This is a genomic window from Pseudomonas sp. H3_C08 (assembly GCF_054669455.1).
On record NZ_CP162803.1, the window covers coordinates 2,495,489 to 2,517,923 of the forward strand.

The 22,435-nt window shown below is 61.7% G+C and carries 21 protein-coding genes; 6 read left to right on the forward strand and 15 right to left on the reverse strand.

All coding sequences use genetic code 11. The annotated features are described in order from the left end of the window. Both AB4N74_RS11535 and AB4N74_RS11540 read right to left on the reverse strand, forming a co-directional pair. A complete protein-coding gene (locus AB4N74_RS11535; protein ID WP_093430855.1) occupies nucleotides 1-504 on the reverse strand; it encodes an RES family NAD+ phosphorylase in 504 nt (167 codons plus the stop codon). Further along, nucleotides 501-977, reverse strand: a complete 477-nt coding sequence (locus tag AB4N74_RS11540; protein ID WP_175559577.1) for an MbcA/ParS/Xre antitoxin family protein — start codon at nucleotides 975-977, stop codon at nucleotides 501-503. Before AB4N74_RS11540 ends, AB4N74_RS11535 begins: the two co-directional genes overlap by 4 nt. Nucleotides 978-1,532: 555 nt before the next feature. Here AB4N74_RS11540 and AB4N74_RS11545 point away from each other — a divergent pair. From AB4N74_RS11545 to AB4N74_RS11560, 4 genes are all read left to right on the forward strand, one after another. Further along, the gene (locus tag AB4N74_RS11545) at nucleotides 1,533-3,251 is read left to right on the forward strand and encodes a hydrogenase maturation protein (RefSeq protein ID WP_093430852.1); all 1,719 of its coding nucleotides are present in this window, start codon (nucleotides 1,533-1,535) and stop codon (nucleotides 3,249-3,251) included. A 253-nt stretch (nucleotides 3,252-3,504) separates the two neighbouring features. Next, nucleotides 3,505-4,368: a LysR family transcriptional regulator gene (locus AB4N74_RS11550; protein ID WP_007912548.1), complete on the forward strand. Its 864-nt coding sequence runs from the start codon at nucleotides 3,505-3,507 to the stop codon at nucleotides 4,366-4,368. A 110-nt stretch (nucleotides 4,369-4,478) separates the two neighbouring features. After that, entirely contained in the window at nucleotides 4,479-5,624 is a 1,146-nt protein-coding gene (locus tag AB4N74_RS11555) for a sterol desaturase/SRPBCC family protein (RefSeq protein ID WP_460100256.1), read from the forward strand. Continuing rightward, nucleotides 5,621-6,697 carry an SMP-30/gluconolactonase/LRE family protein gene (locus tag AB4N74_RS11560; protein WP_460100259.1) on the forward strand — a complete coding sequence of 359 codons (1,077 nt, stop codon included), beginning with the start codon at nucleotides 5,621-5,623 and terminating at the stop codon, nucleotides 6,695-6,697. Before AB4N74_RS11555 ends, AB4N74_RS11560 begins: the two co-directional genes overlap by 4 nt. A gap of 147 nt (nucleotides 6,698-6,844) precedes the next feature. Here the strand turns inward: AB4N74_RS11560 and AB4N74_RS11565 are convergent, their stop codons facing one another. Beyond that, nucleotides 6,845-7,009 (reverse strand): hypothetical protein, encoded by a 165-nt coding sequence (locus tag AB4N74_RS11565; RefSeq protein WP_007912545.1) that lies wholly within the window; start codon nucleotides 7,007-7,009, stop codon nucleotides 6,845-6,847. Between the two features lie 107 nt (nucleotides 7,010-7,116). Then, nucleotides 7,117-7,359: a YdcH family protein gene (locus AB4N74_RS11570; RefSeq protein ID WP_099756464.1), complete on the reverse strand. Its 243-nt coding sequence runs from the start codon at nucleotides 7,357-7,359 to the stop codon at nucleotides 7,117-7,119. Here AB4N74_RS11570 and AB4N74_RS11575 point away from each other — a divergent pair. Both AB4N74_RS11575 and AB4N74_RS11580 read left to right on the forward strand, forming a co-directional pair. Beyond that, on the forward strand, nucleotides 7,358-7,534 hold the full coding sequence (locus tag AB4N74_RS11575) for a hypothetical protein (RefSeq protein ID WP_186624532.1): 177 nt from the start codon (nucleotides 7,358-7,360) through the stop codon (nucleotides 7,532-7,534). The two genes, AB4N74_RS11570 and AB4N74_RS11575, sit on opposite strands and share 2 nt — an antisense overlap. Nucleotides 7,535-7,564: 30 nt before the next feature. After that, nucleotides 7,565-8,086: a DUF4142 domain-containing protein gene (locus tag AB4N74_RS11580; protein ID WP_186624531.1), complete on the forward strand. Its 522-nt coding sequence runs from the start codon at nucleotides 7,565-7,567 to the stop codon at nucleotides 8,084-8,086. A 367-nt stretch (nucleotides 8,087-8,453) separates the two neighbouring features. On the opposite strand, the gene AB4N74_RS11585 is transcribed toward AB4N74_RS11580, so the two are convergent. The 11 genes from AB4N74_RS11585 to lexA all read right to left on the reverse strand — a co-directional run bounded on the left by AB4N74_RS11585 (nucleotide 8,454) and on the right by lexA (nucleotide 22,406). Further along, nucleotides 8,454-8,720 (reverse strand): hypothetical protein, encoded by a 267-nt coding sequence (locus AB4N74_RS11585; protein ID WP_093430830.1) that lies wholly within the window; start codon nucleotides 8,718-8,720, stop codon nucleotides 8,454-8,456. 124 nt (nucleotides 8,721-8,844) lie between these two features. Next, nucleotides 8,845-11,478, reverse strand: a complete 2,634-nt coding sequence (locus AB4N74_RS11590) for an excinuclease ABC subunit UvrA (RefSeq protein WP_460100264.1) — start codon at nucleotides 11,476-11,478, stop codon at nucleotides 8,845-8,847. A gap of 31 nt (nucleotides 11,479-11,509) precedes the next feature. Beyond that, a complete protein-coding gene (locus tag AB4N74_RS11595) occupies nucleotides 11,510-13,621 on the reverse strand; it encodes an ATP-binding protein (protein ID WP_460100267.1) in 2,112 nt (703 codons plus the stop codon). A 134-nt stretch (nucleotides 13,622-13,755) separates the two neighbouring features. Continuing rightward, a complete protein-coding gene (locus AB4N74_RS11600; protein ID WP_095047854.1) occupies nucleotides 13,756-14,445 on the reverse strand; it encodes a GntR family transcriptional regulator in 690 nt (229 codons plus the stop codon). 229 nt (nucleotides 14,446-14,674) lie between these two features. After that, a complete protein-coding gene (locus tag AB4N74_RS11605) occupies nucleotides 14,675-15,334 on the reverse strand; it encodes a DUF799 domain-containing protein (protein ID WP_093430822.1) in 660 nt (219 codons plus the stop codon). Then, entirely contained in the window at nucleotides 15,331-15,702 is a 372-nt protein-coding gene (locus tag AB4N74_RS11610) for a DUF4810 domain-containing protein (RefSeq protein WP_093430820.1), read from the reverse strand. The genes AB4N74_RS11605 and AB4N74_RS11610 overlap by 4 nt, the downstream gene beginning before the upstream one ends. Nucleotides 15,703-15,730: 28 nt before the next feature. Then, on the reverse strand, nucleotides 15,731-16,417 hold the full coding sequence (locus AB4N74_RS11615) for a CsgG/HfaB family protein (protein ID WP_161986630.1): 687 nt from the start codon (nucleotides 16,415-16,417) through the stop codon (nucleotides 15,731-15,733). A gap of 257 nt (nucleotides 16,418-16,674) precedes the next feature. Next, complete coding sequence (locus AB4N74_RS11620) at nucleotides 16,675-19,773, reverse strand: error-prone DNA polymerase (RefSeq protein ID WP_460100271.1); 3,099 nt, start codon at nucleotides 19,771-19,773, stop codon at nucleotides 16,675-16,677. Further along, on the reverse strand, nucleotides 19,749-21,164 hold the full coding sequence (locus AB4N74_RS11625; RefSeq protein WP_220556363.1) for a Y-family DNA polymerase: 1,416 nt from the start codon (nucleotides 21,162-21,164) through the stop codon (nucleotides 19,749-19,751). The genes AB4N74_RS11620 and AB4N74_RS11625 overlap by 25 nt, the downstream gene beginning before the upstream one ends. A 7-nt stretch (nucleotides 21,165-21,171) precedes the next feature. Continuing rightward, complete coding sequence (gene imuA / locus AB4N74_RS11630) at nucleotides 21,172-21,789, reverse strand: translesion DNA synthesis-associated protein ImuA (protein ID WP_093430813.1); 618 nt, start codon at nucleotides 21,787-21,789, stop codon at nucleotides 21,172-21,174. Next, a complete protein-coding gene (lexA, locus tag AB4N74_RS11635) occupies nucleotides 21,789-22,406 on the reverse strand; it encodes a transcriptional repressor LexA (protein WP_116254867.1) in 618 nt (205 codons plus the stop codon). Before lexA ends, imuA begins: the two co-directional genes overlap by 1 nt. Nucleotides 22,407-22,435: the final 29 nt, after the last annotated feature.

Genomic DNA, 22,435 nt, shown 5'->3' on the forward strand with positions numbered 1-22,435 from the left:
TCAGGCCAATGCCATGTCCTTCAACAACCGGGTATCCAGGCCAAACCTTTCTTGAGAGACCATCTTGAACTGCCCCTCTGCCAGCTCGCAGCTCACCAGCAGATTCCAGGAATACCGAGTCGCCGCCGAGGGGATCAGCACAAACGGATGTTCGGCCAGCAGCGCCTCGGCAAACAACTGCTGATTGGGTGAAGGTCGGGCAGGGCTTAACCAGTACGGATTCGGCACCTCTTCCGGCTGCACGATTCTGACCTTGGCATCGCTGATGACTTCAAAGCACGTCAGCACGTACGGCTCACTGTCGAGCGCATCAAAACTGTTGTTGGCTGCCACCTCCAGAATGGCCGAAGACGGATCGACTGATGCATAAACGACTCGCCGGCCAGGCACATTCCATCGACCTCCATTCAGTTCTGAGCCTATCCCGCTGTCCCACGTAGTCCCGTAAACCTCGGGATCCAGCCGCCAGGCATACCAGTGCTCGTCCCAAGGCAAGGGATTCATGGGTAAACCCCGGACATGATCTGCCACAAATATTGTTCCACCATCTGGAAACCCAGTGGATGTCGGATAAATTCCAATGGCACGCGGCCGCTCAGATAAGGGCTGGGTTTCTGCATCCATACCTCCGCCCGCGATTGCCCGGCGAATGCCCGAGTGGCCATCTCCAGCACCAGCGCATATTGGTAGGCGACGACACTCTGTTGCGGGTCAAGCCGTACCGGTTTGCCTTCCTTCATGAGCCGGCGCACGGTTCTTACAGACTTGCCGGTGATACGTTTGACCATGTCTTCGCGCAGATACAACTCGCAAGTTGAAAGCATGTTGACGACATCGCTCAGCTCAAAGCCCTCGTCGGTAAGGCGGATGATCAGCAGGGCATCGTCACCGATGTTCTGGCCGTTCACGAGCAGATCGACAGGCTTGCCCGCGACCTTCTTCAGCCCCGTCAGCCGGGGCGCTTTGGGTGTGGGCATCGCGATATCCTCCATGGGGCATCTGGCGCGATCGTCGATCCAGAAATTGCGCAGGGAATAAACAGAGGTTTCATGCTCAATGTGTGGGGTACGCATAATTGATCCTTGATCTGGGAGCCTGAGCGTTCAAGCCGCTCAGCGACTTCAATGTCAGGACCGATGCTATAGATCGCGCTTCCGACGACCAACCTGAAAAGATCGTCGGAAATATCCCCTGCTTGCCGCAAAACCCTGCATTTTCCGTAGGACGTAAACACAAAAATCCTGCCAGCAGCTGCCGCAGTGATCACTCACATCCAGCCACCACTGCCGCCCGCCTGGCTCTAAGCCAGGCGCGACTGTGCAGCAGCCTCGGCGACATTTTAAGCAATAAAAAATCACCACATTCAAACCACTGAACATAAGGCGCTTGGTCGCCGCAGAAACATTGGCTGACAGAACGTTGACCTCGATCACTGGCGCGTGGGTGGTCACTGATTAATCTCGCGGCTCAATCGAAGGCCAGGGACGGCTCAGCGAGAGCCCACGGCCGAATCCACTCAAGGAAGAGCAATCATGCGATCACTCAACATCATTCTGCTGTCGTCAGCGTTCAACGGCCTGACCCAACGCGCTTGGCTGGAACTGCGCGAGGCCGGGCATTCACCCAGCGTTGTGCTGTTTACCGATGAACAGGCCGTGTGCGAACAGATCGAACACAGCGGCGCGGATCTGGTGATCTGCCCGTTCCTCAAGGATCGCGTGCCGCAGGCGCTGTGGAGCAACACCGAACGGCCGGTGGTGATCATCCATCCGGGTATCGTCGGCGATCGGGGCGCCAGTGCCCTCGACTGGGCGATTACCAATGAACTGCCAAGCTGGGGCGTCACCGCGTTGCAGGCCGTTGAGGAAATGGACGCCGGCCCGGTGTGGGCCACCTGCGAATTCAACCTGCCGGCGGGCCTGCGCAAATCCGAGCTGTACAACGGCCGGGTCAGTGATGCGGCGATTCGTTGTATTCGCGAAGTGGTGGAGAAATTCATCGAAGGGTTTGAACCGGTTGCCCTCGACTATGCCGATACGAAAGTACGCGGACGCTTGCAGCCGAACATGAAACAGGTCGACCGCAGCTTCAGCTGGCACGATTGCGCACGCTTCATCAAACGCTGCATCGATGCTGCCGACGGCCAGCCCGGCGTGTTGGCGAGCCTCGCCGGCGGTCAGTATTACGTGTACGACGCGCAGCTGGATTCGCGTAGCGGCATGCCCGGCGAGATTCTTGCGGTGCATGACGATGCGGTGCTGGTCGCCGCCGGTGATCAAAGCCTGTGGATCGGCGCCCTACGGCGCAAACCGCAACCTGGCGAAGAGACCTTCAAGCAACCGGCGCGGCACTTGCTGGCCGGGCAACTGGCCGAGGTGCCTGTGCTGGACTGGTCGATCGCCACGCAGCCGTTCAGTGACGAAGCCTATCAACCGATCCGCTACCGGGAATCCGGCATCGTCGGTGAACTGACCTTCGAGTTCTACAACGGCGCCATGAGCACCGAGCAGTGCCAGCGCATGGTCGCCGCACTGCGCTGGGCCAAATCCCGTGATACCCAGGTGTTGTTGATCAAGGGTGGGCGCGGCAGTTTTTCCAACGGCGTGCATTTGAACGTGATTCAGGCCGCGCAGGATCCTGGCGCCGAAGCCTGGGCGAATATTCAGGCAATCGACGATGTCTGCGCAGAACTGCTGACCGCCCGGCAACTGGTGGTCAGTGGCGTCACCGGCAACGCGGGCGCCGGTGGTGTGATGCTTGCGCTGGCGGCCGACATTGTCTTTGCCCGCGCCGATATCGTGCTCAATCCGCATTACAAGAGCATGGGCTTGTACGGCTCCGAATACTGGACCTACAGCCTGCCCCGCGCCGTCGGCCCGGCAATGGCCGAGCAATTGACCCAGGCTTGCCTGCCGGTAAGCGCGGTACAGGCGTGGCAACTGGGCATGGTTCAGGAAATCGGCCCGCGCTGCCCGGACGAGTTTGCCCTGTGGTTGCTGCAACGGGCCAACAGCGTGGTGAGCGATCCGACTTACGCGGCGGTACGCGAGCGCAAGGTGCGGGTTGATCAGGTATTGATCCAGCAATGCCGCGAAACCGAGCTGCAGGAGATGCAGGAAGACATGCTCTACAACCGTAATCAGTTTGCCGAGAAGTGCCGAAATTTTGTCTTCAAGCGCAAGGTGTGTGGCACGCCGGCGCGGTTGATTGAAGAGTGGGCGCGGGTGCGTTCGGTTGAGTTGGCCAGTTGATTTCGCGGTGACTGCTTTCCCCTCACCCTAGCCCTCTCCCAAGGGAGAGGGAACCGAGACGGGGATATTGGCGATCTTCACCGACCTGAGGGTCTTGCTTTGAATCCATAATCGACGCGATCTTTCAGGTCGATGTATGACGCCAGACACCTCGGTCAGTCCCCTCTCCCTCCGGGAGAGGGTTAGGCGGGCGGCGATCCGATGAGGGGCTTTTGCCTTTACAATGCCCGCCACCTCAAACACCGGCCCGCCCATGGACATCGATCTCGCTCGCACCTTTCTGGAAATCGTCCGCCACGGCAGCCTCGCCGCGGCGGCGCAGAAGCTGTTCGTCACGCAAACGGCGATCACCGCTCGCGTGCAGAAACTCGAAAGTCAGCTGGGCAGCACGCTGTTCGTGCGTAACCGCGCCGGGGCGAAACTGACGCCCAATGGCGAGGCGTTTGTGGTTTATGCCAATCAACTGGTGCAAACCTGGGAAGCCGCGCGCCGCGACCTGCCGCTGCCCGAGGGCTATCACAACGTGCTGCACATCGGCGGCGAAGTCAGCCTGTGCAACCCGTTGATGCTCAGTTGGGCGGCGGAACTGCGCGAGAAGATTCCGGGGCATGCCCTGCGCATGGAAATTCGCGACGGCGAAAACCTCCTGCGCCAACTCGAACTCGGTGTGCTCGACGCCGCACTGGTCTACCAGCCGGAATACTGGCCAGGCTTGCAGGTCGAGCAAGTGCTGGAAGAAAAACTGATCCTGGTGCGAGCCCCCGATCGTCCCGATCCCTACGTCTACATCGACTGGGGCCCGGACTTCCGCCGCCAGCATGACGCGGCCCTTCCGGAAAAAGCCAAAGCCGCGCTGAGTTTCAACCTCGGCCCGCTGGCCCTGCAGTACATTCTCGAACACGGCGGCAGCGGCTATTTCCGTACCCGAGTCGTGCGTACTTACCTGGAAAGCGGCGCCCTTGAAGCGGTGACCAAAGCCCCGGAGTTCGGCTATCCGACTTACCTCGTGTACTCACGTGATCGCGATTCGGCGACGCTGCAGCAAGCCTTCCATCTGCTGCGCGAAGTGATCCGCACCGATGATGACTGGTCGCAACGCTGGAACCCGCTGAGCTGAAGCGGCGGCTTCACAGCCGATCATGGCGCATGTGCCATTGAGGTCCGGCCTGCACATACGGCCGGATCGGCTAATCTGCCGGGTATAACAACAATCCAGCAGGTGATGCAGTGAGGCAGACCACCGAGGCATTTCGCAGCCGCTATCGTGCGGCCATTCATCCGCTGTACAACCCGTGGTTGCACGGCGCCTTCGTGCTGCTGTTCGGTGTGTTGGCCATTGGTGGTTTCTGGAGCAGCGTGCAGCAGGTCAGCCTGCTGGAATGGCTGACGGTGCCGTTGACCCTGCTGTTCTTCAATTTCGCCGTGTACATGGTCCATCGTCATCTCGGCCACCACAAAAAGACCTTCGCGAAAATGTTCTACGCCCGGCATGCCGGCGATCATCACAGTTTCTTCACCCCCGGCCACATGACCTACGACAGCGCCCGCGACTGGCGAGTGATTCTGTTCCCCGCGTGGCTGATCGTGCTGCACACACTGCTGATCACCCTACCGTTGTGGTGGCTGCTCGCGCAGGTAGACGCCAACGTGGCCGGGTTGTTTGGCGGCTGCATGGTCCTCGGTTATCTGACTTACGAGATATTTCACGCCTGCGAACACCTGCCGCCGCACAACCCGCTGACCCGCCTGCCGTGGATCCGCCAGATGCGCCACTTGCACGAGCTGCATCACCGCCGCGAGCGCATGCAGGAGCGCAATTTCAACATCGTTTTGCCGCTGATGGACTACCTGTTCGGCACCCTTTACCGGGAGCCGGAAATCACCCTTTTGAGCGATTCGAAAATGCCCATGACCCGCCTGCAACACCCGATCGATATCGCTGGTGAACCCATCGCCGTGCTGGCCTATGCCGCCAGTGTCAGTCGCTGGCCGGAGTGGCACCCCTCGTCGCTGAAAATCGATGGTGCGCAAGGCCCGTTGCATGCCGGCGCGCGCTTCGAAGAGGACATTCATGCCGGCGGGCGCGCGGGCCATTTGCGCTGGGAAGTCACCGAATACCTGCCCGGCCGGCGCTGGTGCGCGCGGGCGCAGGGCGATCATGGTTTGTCGCTGCTGCTGACCTATGAATGCAGCCCCGAGGGCAGCGGCACACGGTTTGTGCGCACGCTGGATTATCGCTTCGACGGACTGGGCATGCGCATCGCCAATCGCTTGCTGCTCAAACGGCGCATCGAGCGCGAATCCGCCGCATCGATGCTGGCGCTGCGCGACATGGCCGCCCGCTACCTGGCCTCGGCGAGGACCAGCGCGTGAAGCTGAGACATCTGCTGTTGTTGCTGGTCCTCATCGTCATCGGCTTTTTATTGTTGATGCCCACCAAGGTCGAACCCGTGGCCTGGACGCCGCCGCCAGCGCCATCGCTGACAGAAGGTCTCTACGCCGAGAACCAGAAACTCAAAGGCGCAGCGCAGGTCGGGCCGAGCGACATCGAAGGGCCGGAAGCCTTGCTGCTGGAAAGTGACTTCCTGATCACCGGGCTGCACGACGGCCGACTGATCCGCACCAGCCTCGACGGCCACCAACGCAAAGTACTCGCCGACACCGGTGGCCGCCCGCTGGGCCTGGCCCGGCATCCGAACGGCATGCTGGTGATTGCCGACGCGGTCAAGGGTTTGCTGTCCCTTGATGCGCAGGGTCAGCTGGTGCCTTTGACCACGGCGGCCAATGGTCTGGCGTTCGGTTTTACTGATGACGTCGCCATCGACAAGTCCGGGCATTACGCCTATTTCAGCGATGCTTCCAGTCGCTGGGGTTATGGCCATGACGGCGAAGCAATCATCGAGCACGGCGGCGATGGACGTTTGCTGCGCTATGACTTCCAGAGCGGCAAAACCAGTGTCCTGCTGGACAAGCTGGAGTTCGCGAACGGCGTGACCCTCGGCCCGGATGACGCCTATGTGCTGGTCAACGAAACCGGCGCCTATCGCATCAGCCGCTATTGGCTGACCGGGCCGAAAGCCGGCACTCACGACCTGTTTATCGATAACTTGCCGGGGCTGCCGGACAACCTGGCGTTCAATGGCAGCAATCGGTTTTGGGTGGCGTTGTATGCGCCGCGCAACAAGCTGCTAGACACCACCGCAGGGCATCCATTCGTGCGCAAGATGATCGTGCGGGCTTTGGCGGTTTTGCCTAAGCCGGTGGAGAAGCGCGGGTTTGTCCTGGGGCTGAATCTGGAGGGCAAGGTAATTGCCAATTTGCAGGATGCCAGCAGTGGCAATTACTCGCCGATTACCACGGTGCGTGAGTATGGGCCGTGGTTATATTTTGGCTCGTTGAAGGCGACGCATATGGCGCGGATGCCGTTGGATGTGGCCCTGAAGTGAATCTGGCAACTTTGTGGTGAATGCGCTGACGCCATCGCGAGCAGGCTCGCTCCCACAGGGTTATTTGCTGACCACAGCATTTGGGCTCAACGCAATCCACTGTGGGAGCGAGCCTGCTCCGGGCGGCGTTCCGACGAAGACGGTCTGTCAGTTGCTGGACTTGTCGAACTTGTCCGGATCTTCGTCTTCGGGCAGATCCTCATCCGGCTCTTCGGGATTGGCCGTGGTATGCGCCGGGCTGTTCGGTTCGGGATGCGTGGGAACCGGGTCGAATGCGCCCTGCTCTTCACTGGGGAATTTGGGATCGTTCATATGGCACCTCGCAATGAGTCGGATGGAAGACTCTGTACATTCGAGGTGCCGGTCGTGGCTGTCGTTCCCGTCAATCCGCAACCGCAGGTCGGCGGGTCAACCGGGCTTCAGGATCGCGCCTGTAATTGCTCGACGATCTTGTCTTTGACCTGCAAGCGCTTCTCTTTGAGTTTTTTCAGCGTGTCGTCGCTGGGAGCATCCGAGGTGGCAGTCTCGGCCTTGACTACGTCGGCGTCCGCCTGGGAATACTTGTTGATCAGTGCGTCCAGATGTGGATCCGCGGTGCGTTTTTGCTGGATCTCTTCCTTTGTAAGCTTCAAGTCCTGAAACAGGTCATGGGGAACCGGCATGGAACACCTCCGTCAGTTGATCGGCTGGCCAACGCGACCGATTGCGCTGGCCAGTTATCAGAATGGCCTCGGTTGCACGGTTCTGTCGACCACCTGTCAGACCAGCGGTGCCCGTTCGTCGCCCTGTCGCAAATGCGATCAAACCTTTGCTCGCCGTATTCCGTCCATTGGTTAACACCAACAAAAACTGCGTGGAGATACACCAATGGACGGATTCAACCTGCGTCATCTGGTTCTGGCTGTCGCGTTGAGCAGCGGCATGGGCAGCGCTTTCGCTGCGACTGACAATGACTTCGTCGATAACGCCGCGGCCGGTGGTATTGCCGAAATCGAAACCAGCCGCCTCGCTTTGGAAAAAAGCCAATCGGCTGACATCAAAGCGTTCGCCAACATGATGATCACCGATCACGGCAAGGCCAACGATGAGCTGGCGACTATTGCCAAGGCCAATGACATCGAAGTTCCGGACGAAACGACGCTGGTCAAACAGGCCAAGGAAAAGATCCTCGATATGCGCGATGAGTCCTTCGACGCCGCTTACGCCAATAATCAGGTGAAGGCTCATGAAGAGACCATCGAGCTGTTCAAGAAACAAGCCAATACCGTGACGGATGACAAGGTCAAAGGCGCCCCTGAACTGAAGGCATTTGCACAGAAAATGTTGCCGGCGCTGGAGAAACATCTGGCTGCGGCGAAAGAGCTGCAGGCCAAGCATCCGAGCAAGTAAAAAGCTTTACCCTCACCCCAGCCCTCTCCCGGAGGGAGAGGGAGCCGATCGAGGTGAATGTTCGAGTTACATCGACCTGAAAGTCTTGCGTCGAACTCAGGTTCTGAATAGACCCCGATCGGCTCCCTTTCCCCCTCGCCTTTCTGGAGAGCGAGACGGAGCCGATCGTGTTGAATGTTCGAGTTACGCCGACCTGAAAGTCTTGCGTCGAACTCAGGTTCTGAATAGACCCCGATCGGCTCCCTTTCCCCTCGCCCCCTTGGGGGAGAGGGCTGGGGTGAGGGGGGATCGATGTCAGCAACACCACAAACCCAAAGCAAAAAAAGGCCGCATCCAGATAGATGCGGCCTTGTCATATCCGCCGAAATCAACCGCCATCGGTATCAATATCGGCATCCGTCTCCTCCCCCGGCTTCGCCCGATCCGGTTGCGGTTCGAAGCCCGGACTGAACTCGTTGTCGTTGTCCGTGTGCTTGTTCTTCTGGTCCACTGCCGGGTCTGCGCTCTGCGCCTGACCATCCTCGCCCTGCTGCTGCGTCGGCGCCGGCTGCCCCGGCACCTGCGGGTCAATCGCTGGATCATTGCGGTTAATCGGTTCGCCAGATTGACTCTGTTGCCTGGTTTGCTCGTTCATGGCCACCTCGTTGGTCAAAACACCCCCGACACACATCCGTCGGGTGTCAAAGATTCGAAGCCTGGCCCGCGCCAACGTTCAAAACTTCGCCGCCCGCTTGATGGTGCCAGTCGGAACGCCGCAATTACCGGCTCAAGGACCGGGCCAGAAACGGCGCGGTTTTGCTTTTCTTGCTCGCCGCAACCTTCTGCGGTGTACCCGCCACCACGATTCGACCACCCTGATCCCCCGCGCCCGGACCGATGTCGATCACCCAGTCACTCTGCGCGACCACGCGCATTTCGTGCTCAACGACAATCACCGTGTGCCCCGCCGTCACCAGTGTATCCAGCTGTTCGAGCAGCCGATCGACATCACGCGGATGCAGCCCGGTGGTCGGCTCGTCCAACACATACAAGGTCGCGCCGCGCTGATTGCGCTGCAACTCGGTGGCCAGTTTGATCCGCTGCGCTTCGCCACCGGACAACTCCGTGGCCGGCTGACCCAGGCGCAGGTAACCCAGGCCAATATCGCGCAGCACTTCCAGTGACCGGCGAATCCCCGCTTGCTCGGCAAACACCGTCACCGCTTCCTCAACGGTCAATTGCAGCACCTGCGCAATGCTCAAACCCTCCCAGAGAATCGCCAGGGTCTGCGGGTTGTAGCGCGCGCCATGGCAAGTCGGGCACGGCGCATAAACACTGGGCATGAATAACAACTCGACACTGACAAAGCCTTCACCCTCGCAGGTGGCGCAACGGCCCTTGGCGACGTTGAAGGAAAACTGCCCGGCGTCGTACCCGGCGGCCCGTGCCGCGTCGGTCGCGGCATAGAGCTTGCGCACGTTGTCGAACAGCCCTGTATAAGTGGCCAGATTGGAGCGTGGCGTGCGGCCGATGGGTTTTTGGTCGACCTGCACCAGTCGCTTGATCGACTCCAGCCCCGACGTCACCTGGCCGCTGCTGATCTGCGGCGCGTCGTCCTCGAGGCTGAGTTCTTCCGGCTCGCTGTCCACCGTTGGCCGCCCCAACTGCGCGCCGACCAGTTCCAGCAGGGCCTGACTGACCAGACTCGACTTGCCCGAGCCGGACACGCCAGTCACCGAGGTGAAGCAACCCAGCGGAAATTCGGCGCTGAGGTTATTCAGGTTGTTGCGGGTGATGCCATCAAGTTTCAGCCACGCCGTCGGTTTGCGCGCGGTGCGTGCCTGGCGCTGCGCTTCGGCAAACAGGTAGGCGCGAGTCTGCGACTGTTCGATCTCGGCCAGACCTGCCGGCGGGCCGCTGTACAGCACCTGCCCACCCTGCTCGCCCGCCGCCGGGCCGACGTCGATCAGCCAGTCGGCGCGGCGCATGGTTTCTACGTCGTGCTCGACCACAAACAGCGTGTTGCCGTCTGCCTTCAAGCGCTGCAACGCCTCGAACAACGCCTCGCCATCGGCCGGGTGCAAACCGGCGGAGGGTTCGTCAAGCACGTAGATCACCCCGAACAATTGCGAGCCCAGTTGCGTCGCCAGTCGCAAGCGCTGCAACTCACCGGACGACAGCGTCGGGGTGCTGCGCTCCAGCGCCAGATAACCGAGGCCCAGATCGGTCAGGGTGCTGACCCGCTCCAGCAGATCCTCGGCGATGCGCTGCGCCGCCAGGCGTTTCTCCAGCGACAGGTTTGGCGTGTGGCGCACGTCTGGCGCGCTGCCGTGGCCGCTGGCGCCGTGGGCCACGCGTTGCTGGCGGGCCTCGCGGGTTTGCGCGTGACTTAAGGTCTCGCCGGTTTCTTCAGCGTGTTCGAGGTAGCTGGCCGCCGCCACCGGCCGCAGCACCTCGGCCACTTGCAACAATGGCATCTGCGACAGCTCACCGATGTCATACCCGGCAAATGTCACCGACAACGCTTCACGTTTCAGGCGTTTGCCATCGCACAGCGGGCAAGGGCTGCCGAGCATGAACTGCGAAACGCGCTTCTTCATCAGCGCACTTTGCGAGTGAGTAAACGTGTGCAGAATGTAGCGCCGGGCGCCGGTGAAGGTGCCCTGGTAACTCGGCTCCATCTTGCGTTTGAGGGCGACGCGGGTTTCTTCCGGGGTCAGCCCGGCGTACACCGGCACGGTCGGGGTTTCTTCGGTGAAGAGAATCCAGTCGCGCTGTTTTTTCGGCAGCTTCTTCCATGGAATGTCGACATCGATGCCCATGGTCACGAGGATGTCGCGCAGGTTCTGCCCCTGCCACGCCAGCGGCCAGGACGCCACCGCGCGCTGGCGGATGGTCAGGTTCGGGTCCGGCACCATCAGCGCTTCGGTGACTTCATACACCCGCCCCAAGCCATGGCATTCGGGGCACGCGCCTTGCGGGGTGTTCGGCGAGAAGTCCTCGGCATACAACATCGGTTGCCCCGACGGATAACTGCCGGCGCGCGAATAGAGCATACGGATCAAGCTCGACAGCGTGGTCACGCTGCCCACTGACGAGCGCGTACTCGGCGTGCCGCGTTGCTGTTGCAGGGCCACGGCCGGCGGCAGGCCTTCGATGGAGTCGACATCCGGCACGCCGACCTGATCGATCAGCCGTCGCGCGTACGGCGCCACCGACTCAAAGTAACGGCGCTGGGCTTCGGCATACAAGGTCGAGAACGCCAGTGACGACTTGCCAGACCCGGACACCCCGGTGAACACCACCAGCGCATCGCGGGGAATGTCGACATCAACGTTCTTCAGGTTGTGTTCACGGGCGCCACGTACCCGGACCATGCCGGTGGGCGCTTTGGAGGTGCGTTTGGAAGTCATCGACCTGCCTTGGTGAAGGAATGTTCTACGCTCAGCTACCGAGCACCACCCGAATCATCTGCAACATGGCCTCCGGGCTGTACGGTTTGCCAAGCAAGTGTGTGTCAGGGCTTAACTGGTGATTGCGTGAAATGATGTCGCGGGTGTGCCCGGAGGTGAACAGCACCGCCACCGGCGGTGTCTGCACCTTGGCCCAAGCGAACAGGTCGGAGCTTTTGATCAGCCCCGGCATGACCACGTCAGTGAAGATCAGGTCCACCTCGACACCTTCGAGGAGCATTTGCATGGCCGCATCGCCATGACCGGCGGTCAGCACGCGATAACCCTCCTCGCGCAACAATTCGACCGCCGAAGCGCGCACGGCGTCATTGTCCTCGACCACCAGAATCGTTTCGTGGCCGCCGCTCTGCTGCCTTTGCAGACCGGGCGCCTCATCAAGGATCGGCCGCAGACTGCGCGGGAAGTACAACTGCACCCGCGTGCCCTCGCCGAGGGTGCTGGTGATCTCGACATGCCCGCCGCTCTGTTTGACGAAGCCAAACACCATGCTCAAGCCCAGCCCGGTGCCCTGACCGTCAGCCTTGGTGGTGAAGAACGGCTCAAACACTTGCTCGAGAATCTCTGGCGGGATGCCGGCGCCGGAGTCACTGACCGCGACGCGGACAAACTCACCGGGGACGATGCCTTTACCGGCACAGAACTCGCGTTCGAGCCGCACGTTGGCAGCGCTGAGCGCAATGGTGCCCTCGCCCTTCATCGCATCGCGAGCATTGATCGCCAGGTTGAGAATGGCGTTTTCCAACTGGTTGCGGTCGACGTTGATGTGCCACGGCTTTTGCGGCAGTTGCACGTCGATCTGAATGGTTTCACCCAGCGCACGCTGCAGTAATTCGCCGACACCTTCGAAAATCTGCTGCGGGTTGCACACCGCCGGCGACAAAGGCTGGCGCCGGGCGAACGCAAGCAATTGCGAGGACAGCTTGGCGCCGCGCTCGACTGCTGCCAGCGAGGCGCTGACGCGGCGCTGCACGTTGGCATTGTTCGGTTCATGGCGCGCGAGCAGATGCAGATTGCCGGCGATCACTTGCAACAGATTATTGAAGTCGTGGGCGACGCCGCCGGTCAGACCACCAATCGCTTCAAGCTTCTGTGACTGGCGCAACTGCTCTTCAGCCGCCAGCCGCGCCTCGACTTCTTCGCCTACGCGCTGTTCGAGGTTGCGGGTAAATTTGAGCAGGGATTCTTCGGCGATCTTGCGTTCATGAATGTCGATCAGAACGCCGGGGAAGCGCAACGGCGCACCGTGTTCGTCGAATTCACAGGCGCCACTGGCCAACACCCAGGAATAACTGCCGTCACTGCGCCGCACGCGATACTCGGCGTTATACGGCTCACCGGTCTGCACGGAATGGGCGACGCGCTCTTGTACCCAGGCGTGGTCATCGGGATGGATGCGCGACTCGGCAATGTCCTGGGCCAGATTGCTCAGGTCATGCTCCGGCGGATACGAGAACGTGCGGGCGAATCGCTCGTCTGCCGACAACGTGTTGTTTTTCACGTCCCAGACAAACGAGCCGAGCAAGGCCCCGGCATTCAACGCCAGACGCACCCGCTCGTTGTCGGCGCGGTAAGCGCTTTCAGCTTCCTGCCGCCGGCGTTCGGAGTGCATGAACTCGGTGGTTTCCACCACCATCGCCATCACCCCGGCCGGCTTGCCGTCATCATTGGCCACCGGGCTGTAATACAGGTCCATCCAGACGTCTTCGGGGACGCCATCGCGCAACAGCACCAACTCTTTATTGCGAAACGACAAGGTGCCGCCGGCCAGGCAGGTATCGACCACATGCCGGTTGAAATCGGCGACTTCCGGCCAGCCCAGCTCCACCGGCGCACCGAGTAGATACGGGTGCCGACCACCGGCAAATTTCGAATAGGCATCGTTGTAGATCATGTACCCGGCATAGCCCCAGAGCATGACCATCGGCAGCGGCGACGCCAGCATCAGTTGCACCGCGCTGCACAGGCTGGCCGGCCAGCTGTTCAGCGGACCGAGTTCAGTATGGCTCCAGTCGAACGCACTGATGCGCCCGGCCATTTCGCCTTTCCAGCCGTCACAACCATGGCTATCGGATAAAAACTGCATCGACTGACTCAGTGTCCTGTTGTGATTGCCCGATAAATCGCGACGCCATAACGACGCGACGCCCGTCTGTTTCGAGCGCCTCCAGTCGCATTGGTTTCATATGATATATAGCCGATTTCATCCGCGCCCGGAACCTAAACCCCGATCAGGTGCTTGAGCGGGTGGTAGCCGGTTTTCATTTTGGCGGCGGCGTCGAGAATGGCCTTCTCGATGCCGTTCAGATGCGTGCAGGTCAGCTCGATGGCGGCGCTCTGATTGCCGGCCTCGATGTATTCGATCAGGCGCAGGTGTTCGTTGTCGCGGCAGACTTCATGGCTGTCGTCGTCCAGCGCTGCAGCGTACAGCGAAGCGCGGGAGATCAGTTTCTGGAACCAGTCGAGCAGCACCGGGTTATTCAGGCTGCACGCCAGTTTGATGTGGAACTCACCGAGCAGATGGATCAGCCGTTCGTGATCGCCCGCCGCGTGGGCTTCATCTTCCAGCAGCAGGTGTTCGCGCAAATCCTGCATCGCCGCGCTGTCCTTGCGCCGGCACAGTTCGGTAACGATGCCGATCTCGATCAGCCGGCGGGTTTCAAACAGCGAGCGGAGCTCTTCATTGCTCGGCAGCGACACCGATGCCCCTTTATTCGGCTCGGTGGTGACCAGTCCATCGGCCTCCAATTGCTTCAATGCCGCGCGCACCGACGTGCGGCTGACATTGAATAATTCGGCCAGCGAGGCCTCACCCAGTTTCATCCCCGGGCGCAACGAACGCTTGCTGATCGCCTCGTAAACCCCTTGGTAGACGCGGTCGACCGTGGTTTCCGGTTTCTTTTCGGTCATTTGGGCACTCCTTTAACGTCGAGCAACTGAGTGCCACGCAGGATATAGCCTTCGGCTTCGAGATGCAGGGTCTTGATTGCACGTTGAGTGCGGATCAGCCATCGAGGCGGCGTCGCGCTACTTGTCTGCTCGTTGCAAGCAGGACATATGTGCCGGGAGGGGGCGGTGAGCAGGCTCACGCGTACATTTGATCTTTCCCACGCAGTACGTGGGAAAGATCTTACCGGGCTCAGTCAGTGCCGTACTTCGGCGAGCGCGGGCCGTATAGCAGGCCTGCCCGGTGTCCGGCCGAGAGCAGACGATTGCTCGCCACACCGGCAATCGGGTAGCCGGCATCGGTGGAGCTGTTGATGATCTGCTTCACTGCCGCCGAGATCAGCATGCCGACGATACCGCCGGCATTGCTATTGCCGCCCTCTTCACTCGACGCCCGGGCCGAACCGGTCCACAGCGTCGTGCCACTTTTCAGGTCGACCAGTTTCGCCGTCGCGGTCACTGCCGTTTCGCTGCTGATCACCATGTAGCGCGTACCGTATTCGGTCACGGTGATGTACAGCGCAGCGTCCGCACCGAAGATTTCCTTCAGTTTGCCTGGCGGTGCCTGGTGGATGTCGTCCGGGGTGCTCAGACCGTTCTGGCGGAACGTCTCGTCAACCAGCGCAATCGGCAGCACGTAGTAACCGGCTTCGGCCAGTGGGAAGGTCACCTGCGACAACAGGCTGTAGGACGCCTTCACATCCGGCGAAGTGTTCAGCGGAGGCAGCACCAGAATGGTTTTCGGCCGCGCCTGTTTGTAGGCCGAGTAATCCACGGTCTTGGGCGCAACGCAGCCACCCAGCACGGTCAGGGCCAGACCGGCGACCAGCAGTTTCAAGGTGCGCGCGATCATTTCGCGTCTCCGGTCTTGGCGTTTTTGAGCAGGAAATCCATGTACGTCCCAGACTCAGGGAACAGGGTTTTCTCGGTTTTGAACTGCTGCACCATCTGGTCGTCCTTGCCCATGCTCAGATAGAGCAGGCCAAGGTGCGCGTGGTAACCCGGCGGTACAGCCTTGCCGGTGGAGCGGATTTTCTGCAAGTCACGTTCCAGCGCTTCGGCCTGGGCTTCTTTCGGCTCTTCGCCTTTGAAGTATTCGTAGACCTGGGGCTCGTAACCTTCCCACTGGTACAGGGTTTGCGGGCCGGAGGCACAACCGGCCAACAAGGCGCTGGCGGCCAGCGTCAGCGCCATCAGCGCGCGCGACAAAGTCAGATTCATGGGTGTTGCTCCTTGCAATGGGCGTCGATCAGTTGCCCGGTTTCCAGGCACCGGCGTTCATGCCATCGACCAGACGATTGATCGCCTCGCGCATGGCCAGATCCAGTACTTTGCCGTTGAGGGTGGAGTCGTAGGCAGCGGTGCCGCCGAAACCGATGATTTCGCGGTTGGACAAGGCGTATTCGCCGGCGCCCTGGGTCGAATAGACCACTTCGGAGGTACTGATATTGACGATATTCAGGTTGACCTTGGCGTAGGCCACCTGAGTCTTGCCACGGCCGAGGATGCCGAACAGCTGGTGATCGCCGGTCTCTTTGCGGCCGAACTCGGTGACGTCGCCAGTCACCACGTAATCAGCACCTTTAAGACGCTGAGCCTGGCCCTTGATCGCCGCTTCCTGCTGGATTTCGCCCATGTTGTCGCGATCCAGCACGCTGAAGCGGTTGGTCTGCTGCAAATGGGTGATCAGGATGGTCTTGGCCTGACCGCCGAGACGGTCGACGCCGTCGGAGAAAATCCCGCGCATATAGCTGGAGCGGTTGTCGAACTTGCCCACGGCCATCGGCACACGAACGCCGGTCCAGACTTGTGTGGCGCTTTCAACCTTGGCCACCGGCAGCGCGCGGGAGCTTTCAGTGGCGCAACCGGCGAGTGTGCCGGCAATCGTGCCGAGCACGGCAATCGCAACGCCTGAGACCAGCATCCGGGAGATCATTCTCACTGAGTATTCCTTTTGAAAAACGGGGATGCCCCGACACGGCAAGGCGCTCGGGAGCTGAAAAGGGGCGGCATTATGACAAAGTGCCATCATTCACGACAGGTTTTTTTTGACGCCAATGAATTGGCCGTCTTGAACATAAGCAAAACCCCTGTAGGAGTGAGCCTGCTCGCGATAGCGGTGTGTCATTCACGTTAATGTTGTCTGACACACCGCTATCGCGAGCAGGCTCACTCCTCCAAGGGTTGTGTTGATCAATGGAAATCGCGGCTCTGCACGCGGATGCCATTGAGCAGCGAGCTGAGGTCGCTCAGGCGGCCGGCGATCAGGTGGCGCACTTCGCCTTCGCGCTCCCAGCGGCCGTCGACTTTCAGCAGTTGCGAGCCCACCAGCACTTGCCGTTGACGCTCGGCCAGATCCCGCCAGACCACCACGTTGACGTTGCCGAACTCATCTTCCAGCGTCACAAAGGTCACGCCACTTGCGGTGCCCGGTCGTTGCCGTCCCGTCACCAGCCCGGCGATGCTCACCGGTCGGCCATGTTCGACTTCAAGCAACTCCTGCGAACTGCGGCAGCGCCGGGCTTTGAGTTCGCCGCGCAACAGTGCCAGCGGATGCGGCCCCAACGTGGTGCCGACGGTGCTGTAATCGGCGTGCAGATCCTCGCCAACGCTGGGTTTGGGTAGTACCACCTCCGGCTCCTCCTGACTCGGCAACCCGGCAAACAGGCCCAGCTGTTTCTGCACCCCGGCGACTTCCCAGCGCGCCCGATGCCGATGTCCGGCCAGGCCACGCAACGCCCCGGAATCGGCGAGCAACGCCTGCGCCCGACTGTCGAGCGCCGCCCGCTCGCCCAGGTCGGCGACATCGGCAAATGCCCCGCGCGCCCGCGCCGCTTCGATGCGCCGGGCATCGTCCTCGCGAAAGCCCTTGATCATCCGCAGGCCCATGCGAATCGCCGGTTGCGCCGTCGTGGTGGTTTCCAGGCTGCAATCCCAGTCACTGGCGCGCACGTCGACCGGGCGGATCTGCAACTGATGGCGGCGCGCATCCTGGAGAATCTGGTCCGGGCTGTAGAAGCCCATTGGCCAGCTATTGATCAACGCGCAGGCGAACGCCGCCGGTTCGTGGCACTTGAGCCAGCAACTGGCGTAAGTCAGCAAGGCAAAACTGGCGGCGTGGGACTCGGGAAAACCGTAGCTGCCGAAGCCTTTGATCTGCTCGAAAATCTGCGCGGCGAACTCCGGCGTGTAGCCGTTCTTCTTCATGCCGGCGGCGAGGCGTTCCTTGTGCGGTTCCAGTCCGCCGTGGCGTTTCCACGCAGCCATCGAGCGACGCAACTGATCAGCCTCGCCGGGGCTGTAATCGGCGGCGACGATGGCGATCTGCATCACCTGTTCCTGAAACAGCGGCACGCCGAGGGTTCTTTCCAGAACAACCTTGAGCTCTGGTGACGGGTAGGTTTCCTCTTCTTCCTTGTTCCGGCGACGCAGATACGGATGCACCATCCCGCCCTGAATCGGTCCCGGGCGGACGATGGCCACCTCAATCACCAGATCGTAGAACTTCGCCGGTCTCAGGCGCGGCAGCATCGACATCTGCGCCCGCGACTCGATCTGGAACACGCCGATGGTGTCGGCGCGGCTGATCATGTCGTAGGTCGGTTTGTCTTCGGCTGGAATCGTCGCCAGGCTCAGATCCAGATTGCGATGGTAGCGCAGCAGGTCGAAGCAGCGGCGAATCGCGCTGAGCATGCCGAGGGCGAGAATATCCACCTTGAGCAGGCCGACTGCATCGAGGTCATCCTTGTCCCACTGAATGATCGTGCGCTCGGCCATGGCGGCGTTCTCCACCGGCACCAGCGTGTCCAGCGGCTGCTCGGAAATCACAAAGCCGCCGGGATGCTGCGACAGGTGCCGGGGGAAACCGATCAACTGCCCGGTCAGGCTCAGCACCCGGCGCAGCACCGGGCTGTCCGGGTCGAAACCGCCTTCGAGCAAACGCGCGACCGGCGGTGTTTCATCGCTCCAGTGGCCGCAGCAATCAGCCAGTGCGTTGATCTGATCCGGCGGCAGGCCCAAGGCCTTGGCCACGTCGCGCACCGCGCCGGCAGCGTGGTAGGTGCTGACCACCGCCGTCAGCGCCGCACGACCACGGCCGTAACGGCGAAACACGTATTGCAGGACTTCTTCACGGCGCTCGTGCTCGAAGTCGACGTCGATGTCCGGCGGCTCGTTGCGCTCCTTGGACATGAAGCGTTCGAACAGCAGCGTGGTGCGATCCGGGTCGATTTCGGTGATGCCCAAGGCAAAACACACCGCCGAGTTGGCCGCAGAGCCACGGCCCTGACACAGAATCTTCTGCTCGCGGGCGAAGTGCACCACATCGTGCACGGTGAGAAAGTAGCTTTCGTAACCGAGTTCGGCGATCAGCTTCAGTTCATCGTCGATCTGCTTGAGCACTTTGGCTTGAGGCCCCTGTGGCCAGCGCCAGGCGATGCCCTCTTCGGTCAGATGCCGTAGCCAGGAACTGGCGCTGTGCCCTTCCGGCACCAGTTCTTTCGGATACTGATAACGCAACTCGCCCAGGTCGAAGGTGCAGCGCCGGGCCAGGCTCACCGACTCATCGAGCAAGGCCTGCGGATACAACTCGCGCACGACCTCGACACTGCGTAAATGCCGTTCGCCATTGGGGTGCAAACGTAACCCCGCCTCGGCCACCGGCACGTGATGACGGATCGCAGTCATGGTGTCCTGCAAGGCACGCCGGCCACGGGCGTGCATGTGCACATCGCCGCTGGCCACGGCAGGAATCTGCAACTCGGCGGCCAGCCCCGACAATGCCGCCAACCGCTGCTGATCGTCCTGGCCACGATGCAATTGCACTGCCAGCCACAACCGTTCGCCAAAGGTCTGCTGCAGCCAACGACCCTCCTCCACGTCATCAAGCGAGTCCGGCACCCACAACACCAGCAACCCCGGCAACGGCTCGGCGAAGTCTTCGCGCAGCACCTGATACTGGCCTTTCTGCGTGCGCCGTCGGGCGCGGGTGATCAGGCCGCACAGCGCTTGATAGCCCGCCAGATTCTCCACCAGCAGCACCAGTTTCGGGCCGTTTTCGATACGCACTTCGCTGCCGATGACCAGCGGCAGCTCCACCGATTTCGCCGCTTGCCAGGCCCGAACGATCCCGGCCAGCGTGCATTCATCGGTGATCGCCAGTGCCTGATAGCCGTGCTTTTTTGCGCGCTGGAACAGTTCCAGCGCACTGGACGCACCGCGTTGAAAACTGAAGTTCGACAGGCAGTGCATTTCGGCATAACCGTCGTTCATGCAAACCAGCCCTGCAGCCACAGCGGACCGCCCTCACCCACCGCCCGATAAGCCCAGCCCTGCTGACCGGCGCGGTTCTGGATCAGGTAATAATCGCGACGCACGTCGTCACCGTCCCACCAGCCGGACTCGATGCGCTCCGGGCCCATGAGAATCCGCGCCGAACCTTCCGCCACGCTTTGTGGCTCGCCGAGTAACCAGCCCGGACGATGCACGTTCGGCAAGCCTGCGCAGCGTTGTTTGTCGACTCCGTGCTGCCACGCGCACTCGGGACGATGATCGGCCTGAAAACGCAACCCCTGCACCGCGTCATCGCCCAAGCGCGCACGCAGGCGTTCGCGCAACTGCTCCCACGGCAAGGTCTGCTGCGGACGGTCGTCGAACAGTTGCTGAAACTGCGGCACGAAACTCGGCAGGTCCTCGGCGCGCAGACGAAAGCCGCGCACGGGCGCCTCGACTTGCACTTGTTCCAGCCGGCCACGGGCCAGTTCGAAGAGCATCGCCGGATCACGTTCGGCGCTGAGCAGGCCGACCTTGATGATGCTGTCCGGCAGCCCGGCGTGTTCCAGGTGCAGATCGAAACGCTGCACGCCGCTGTCACGCCCGCAGAGGAACGCCGACAGATCGCCGGTCAAACGGCGTAACGGGAACAACAGTGCCTGATGGGACTGCACGTCAAAGTTGAGTTCGATGCGTACGTCGAAACGATCCGGCGGCAGGTAAAACGCCAGCGCCAATGGCCGCGCGCCGAACAAAGTATCGAGGTGTTTGAGCATCTGCGCTTCGAACCGTCGGGCCAGCGCCTGACGCGGCAGGCTCTGCACCTGACTGAGATTGCGCAGGCCCATGCGCGACAACGCCGTGGCCACCGCTGGCTCCAGACCGACACGGTCGACCGGCAACTGACCGAGATGATGCTGCAAGGCCTCGCCGTCCGGCACCACCAAGCCGTCATAGGCGTTGGCCAGCACCCGCGCCGCCACGGGATTCGGTGCCGCGACGATGCGATGGCGGAAGCCCAGGTCGGTCAGTTCCCGGCGCAGTCGTGCTTCGAACTGCGCCCACGAACCGAACAGACCCAGGCTGGATTCGATCTCGAACACCACGGTACGCGGGTAATGCACGCTGACCTGCGAGCTGAAACGGTAGGCCCACGCGGCGAGAAACTGCTGCCAGTGTTCGACCTCGGCGGCCTCGTAATCAGCCGTGGCAAAGCCTTTGCTCATCGCCTGCGCAGCGGTCATCGACTGGCCTGCGCGCAAACCAAGCTTGCGCGCCGCCGGGTTGACCGCTTGCAACACCCGGCGCTGGGCCGGGCCGTTAAGCAGCACCAACGGTTCATCGGGATCGGGACGCTGACGCAGCACGGCGTCCAGGGCCAATTGCGGAAACAGGATACACACCCAGCGCATGCTGACCTCAGTGCCCCACAGCAAAGGCAATCGGTGCCGTACGCGCCAGCCCGCCACGGCACTTGAGCACGCGCAACTGTGCAGGTCTGGCGTCGATGGCAATGCGTAACGCCGCCGGTGACGGGTTGATCGCTTCGCTCAACGGCCGCCAGGCAAACGCCAGGGTCTGACCGGTTTCCGCCGCCACCTGCAAACGGCGCAACGCGCGATCATCAGCCTTGTGCGGCCAGCACAGCACCGCGCCGCAACTGCCCGAACGTAAACATTGTTCCGCCGCCCACAAGGCATCGCGCTCGGTGGCCTGGATCACCGACAACTGGCGCAGATCGACCCCGGCGCTTGCCCAAGCCTGCGGGTACGGCACGAACGGCGGCGCCACCAGCACGATGCGCTCGCCCGCCGCCGACAACCGCGCCAGCGTCGGCCAGACCAGCTGCAGTTCGCCGACACCGGGACCGGCCAGGAGGATTTCGCTCAACGCCGCTTCCGGCCAGCCACCGCTGGGCAGTGCCGCGTCCAGCGCGGCGTGGCCGGTCGGCTGCGGGCTGGCGGCCGGTGGCGCAGGCCGGCCTTTCCAGACCTGGCCACCATTAAACAGCGTATCCAACGCAACGACGGCGCCCATCAGCCTTGCCTCACCAGACCGCAAAACACCCCTTCGATGGCCAGATCCTGATCGTCACGCACGACAATCGGCTGATACGCCGGGTTGCGCGGCAACAGCCGCACGGCATCGCCCAGCCGTTCGAAACGTTTGATGGTGACTTCACCGTCGAGGCGCGCTACGACGATCTGGCCGTTGAGCGCCTCGGGATTGCGCTTCACGCCGACCAGATCGCCGTCGAGAATGCCGTCCTCGATCATCGAATCGCCCTGCACCCGCAGCATGTAATCGGGCGTGCGGGAGAACAGCACCGGGTCGAGCAGCAAGCGGCTATGGATGTCGGCATCGGCGCCAATCGGCGCACCGGCAGCGACTCGGCCGAGTACGGGGATGTCGAGCAATTCCGGGCGCGCCGGCTGCCCGAGCAGGCGAATACCCCGGGCCTGATGCGGATTGACCTCGATAAAACCGGCTTCGGTGAGCGCGAGTACATGCTTGCGCGCCACGCTGCGCGAGGCAAAACCAAAAGCCTCGCTGATTTCAGCGAGGCTTGGGGGCTGACCGTGTTCGGCGATTCGATCGCGGATAAAAGTCAGAATGGCAGTACGGCGGGGAGTCAGGTTCGTCATGGAGTACATTTGTACTCCTGTAGGATTTTCCTGACAAG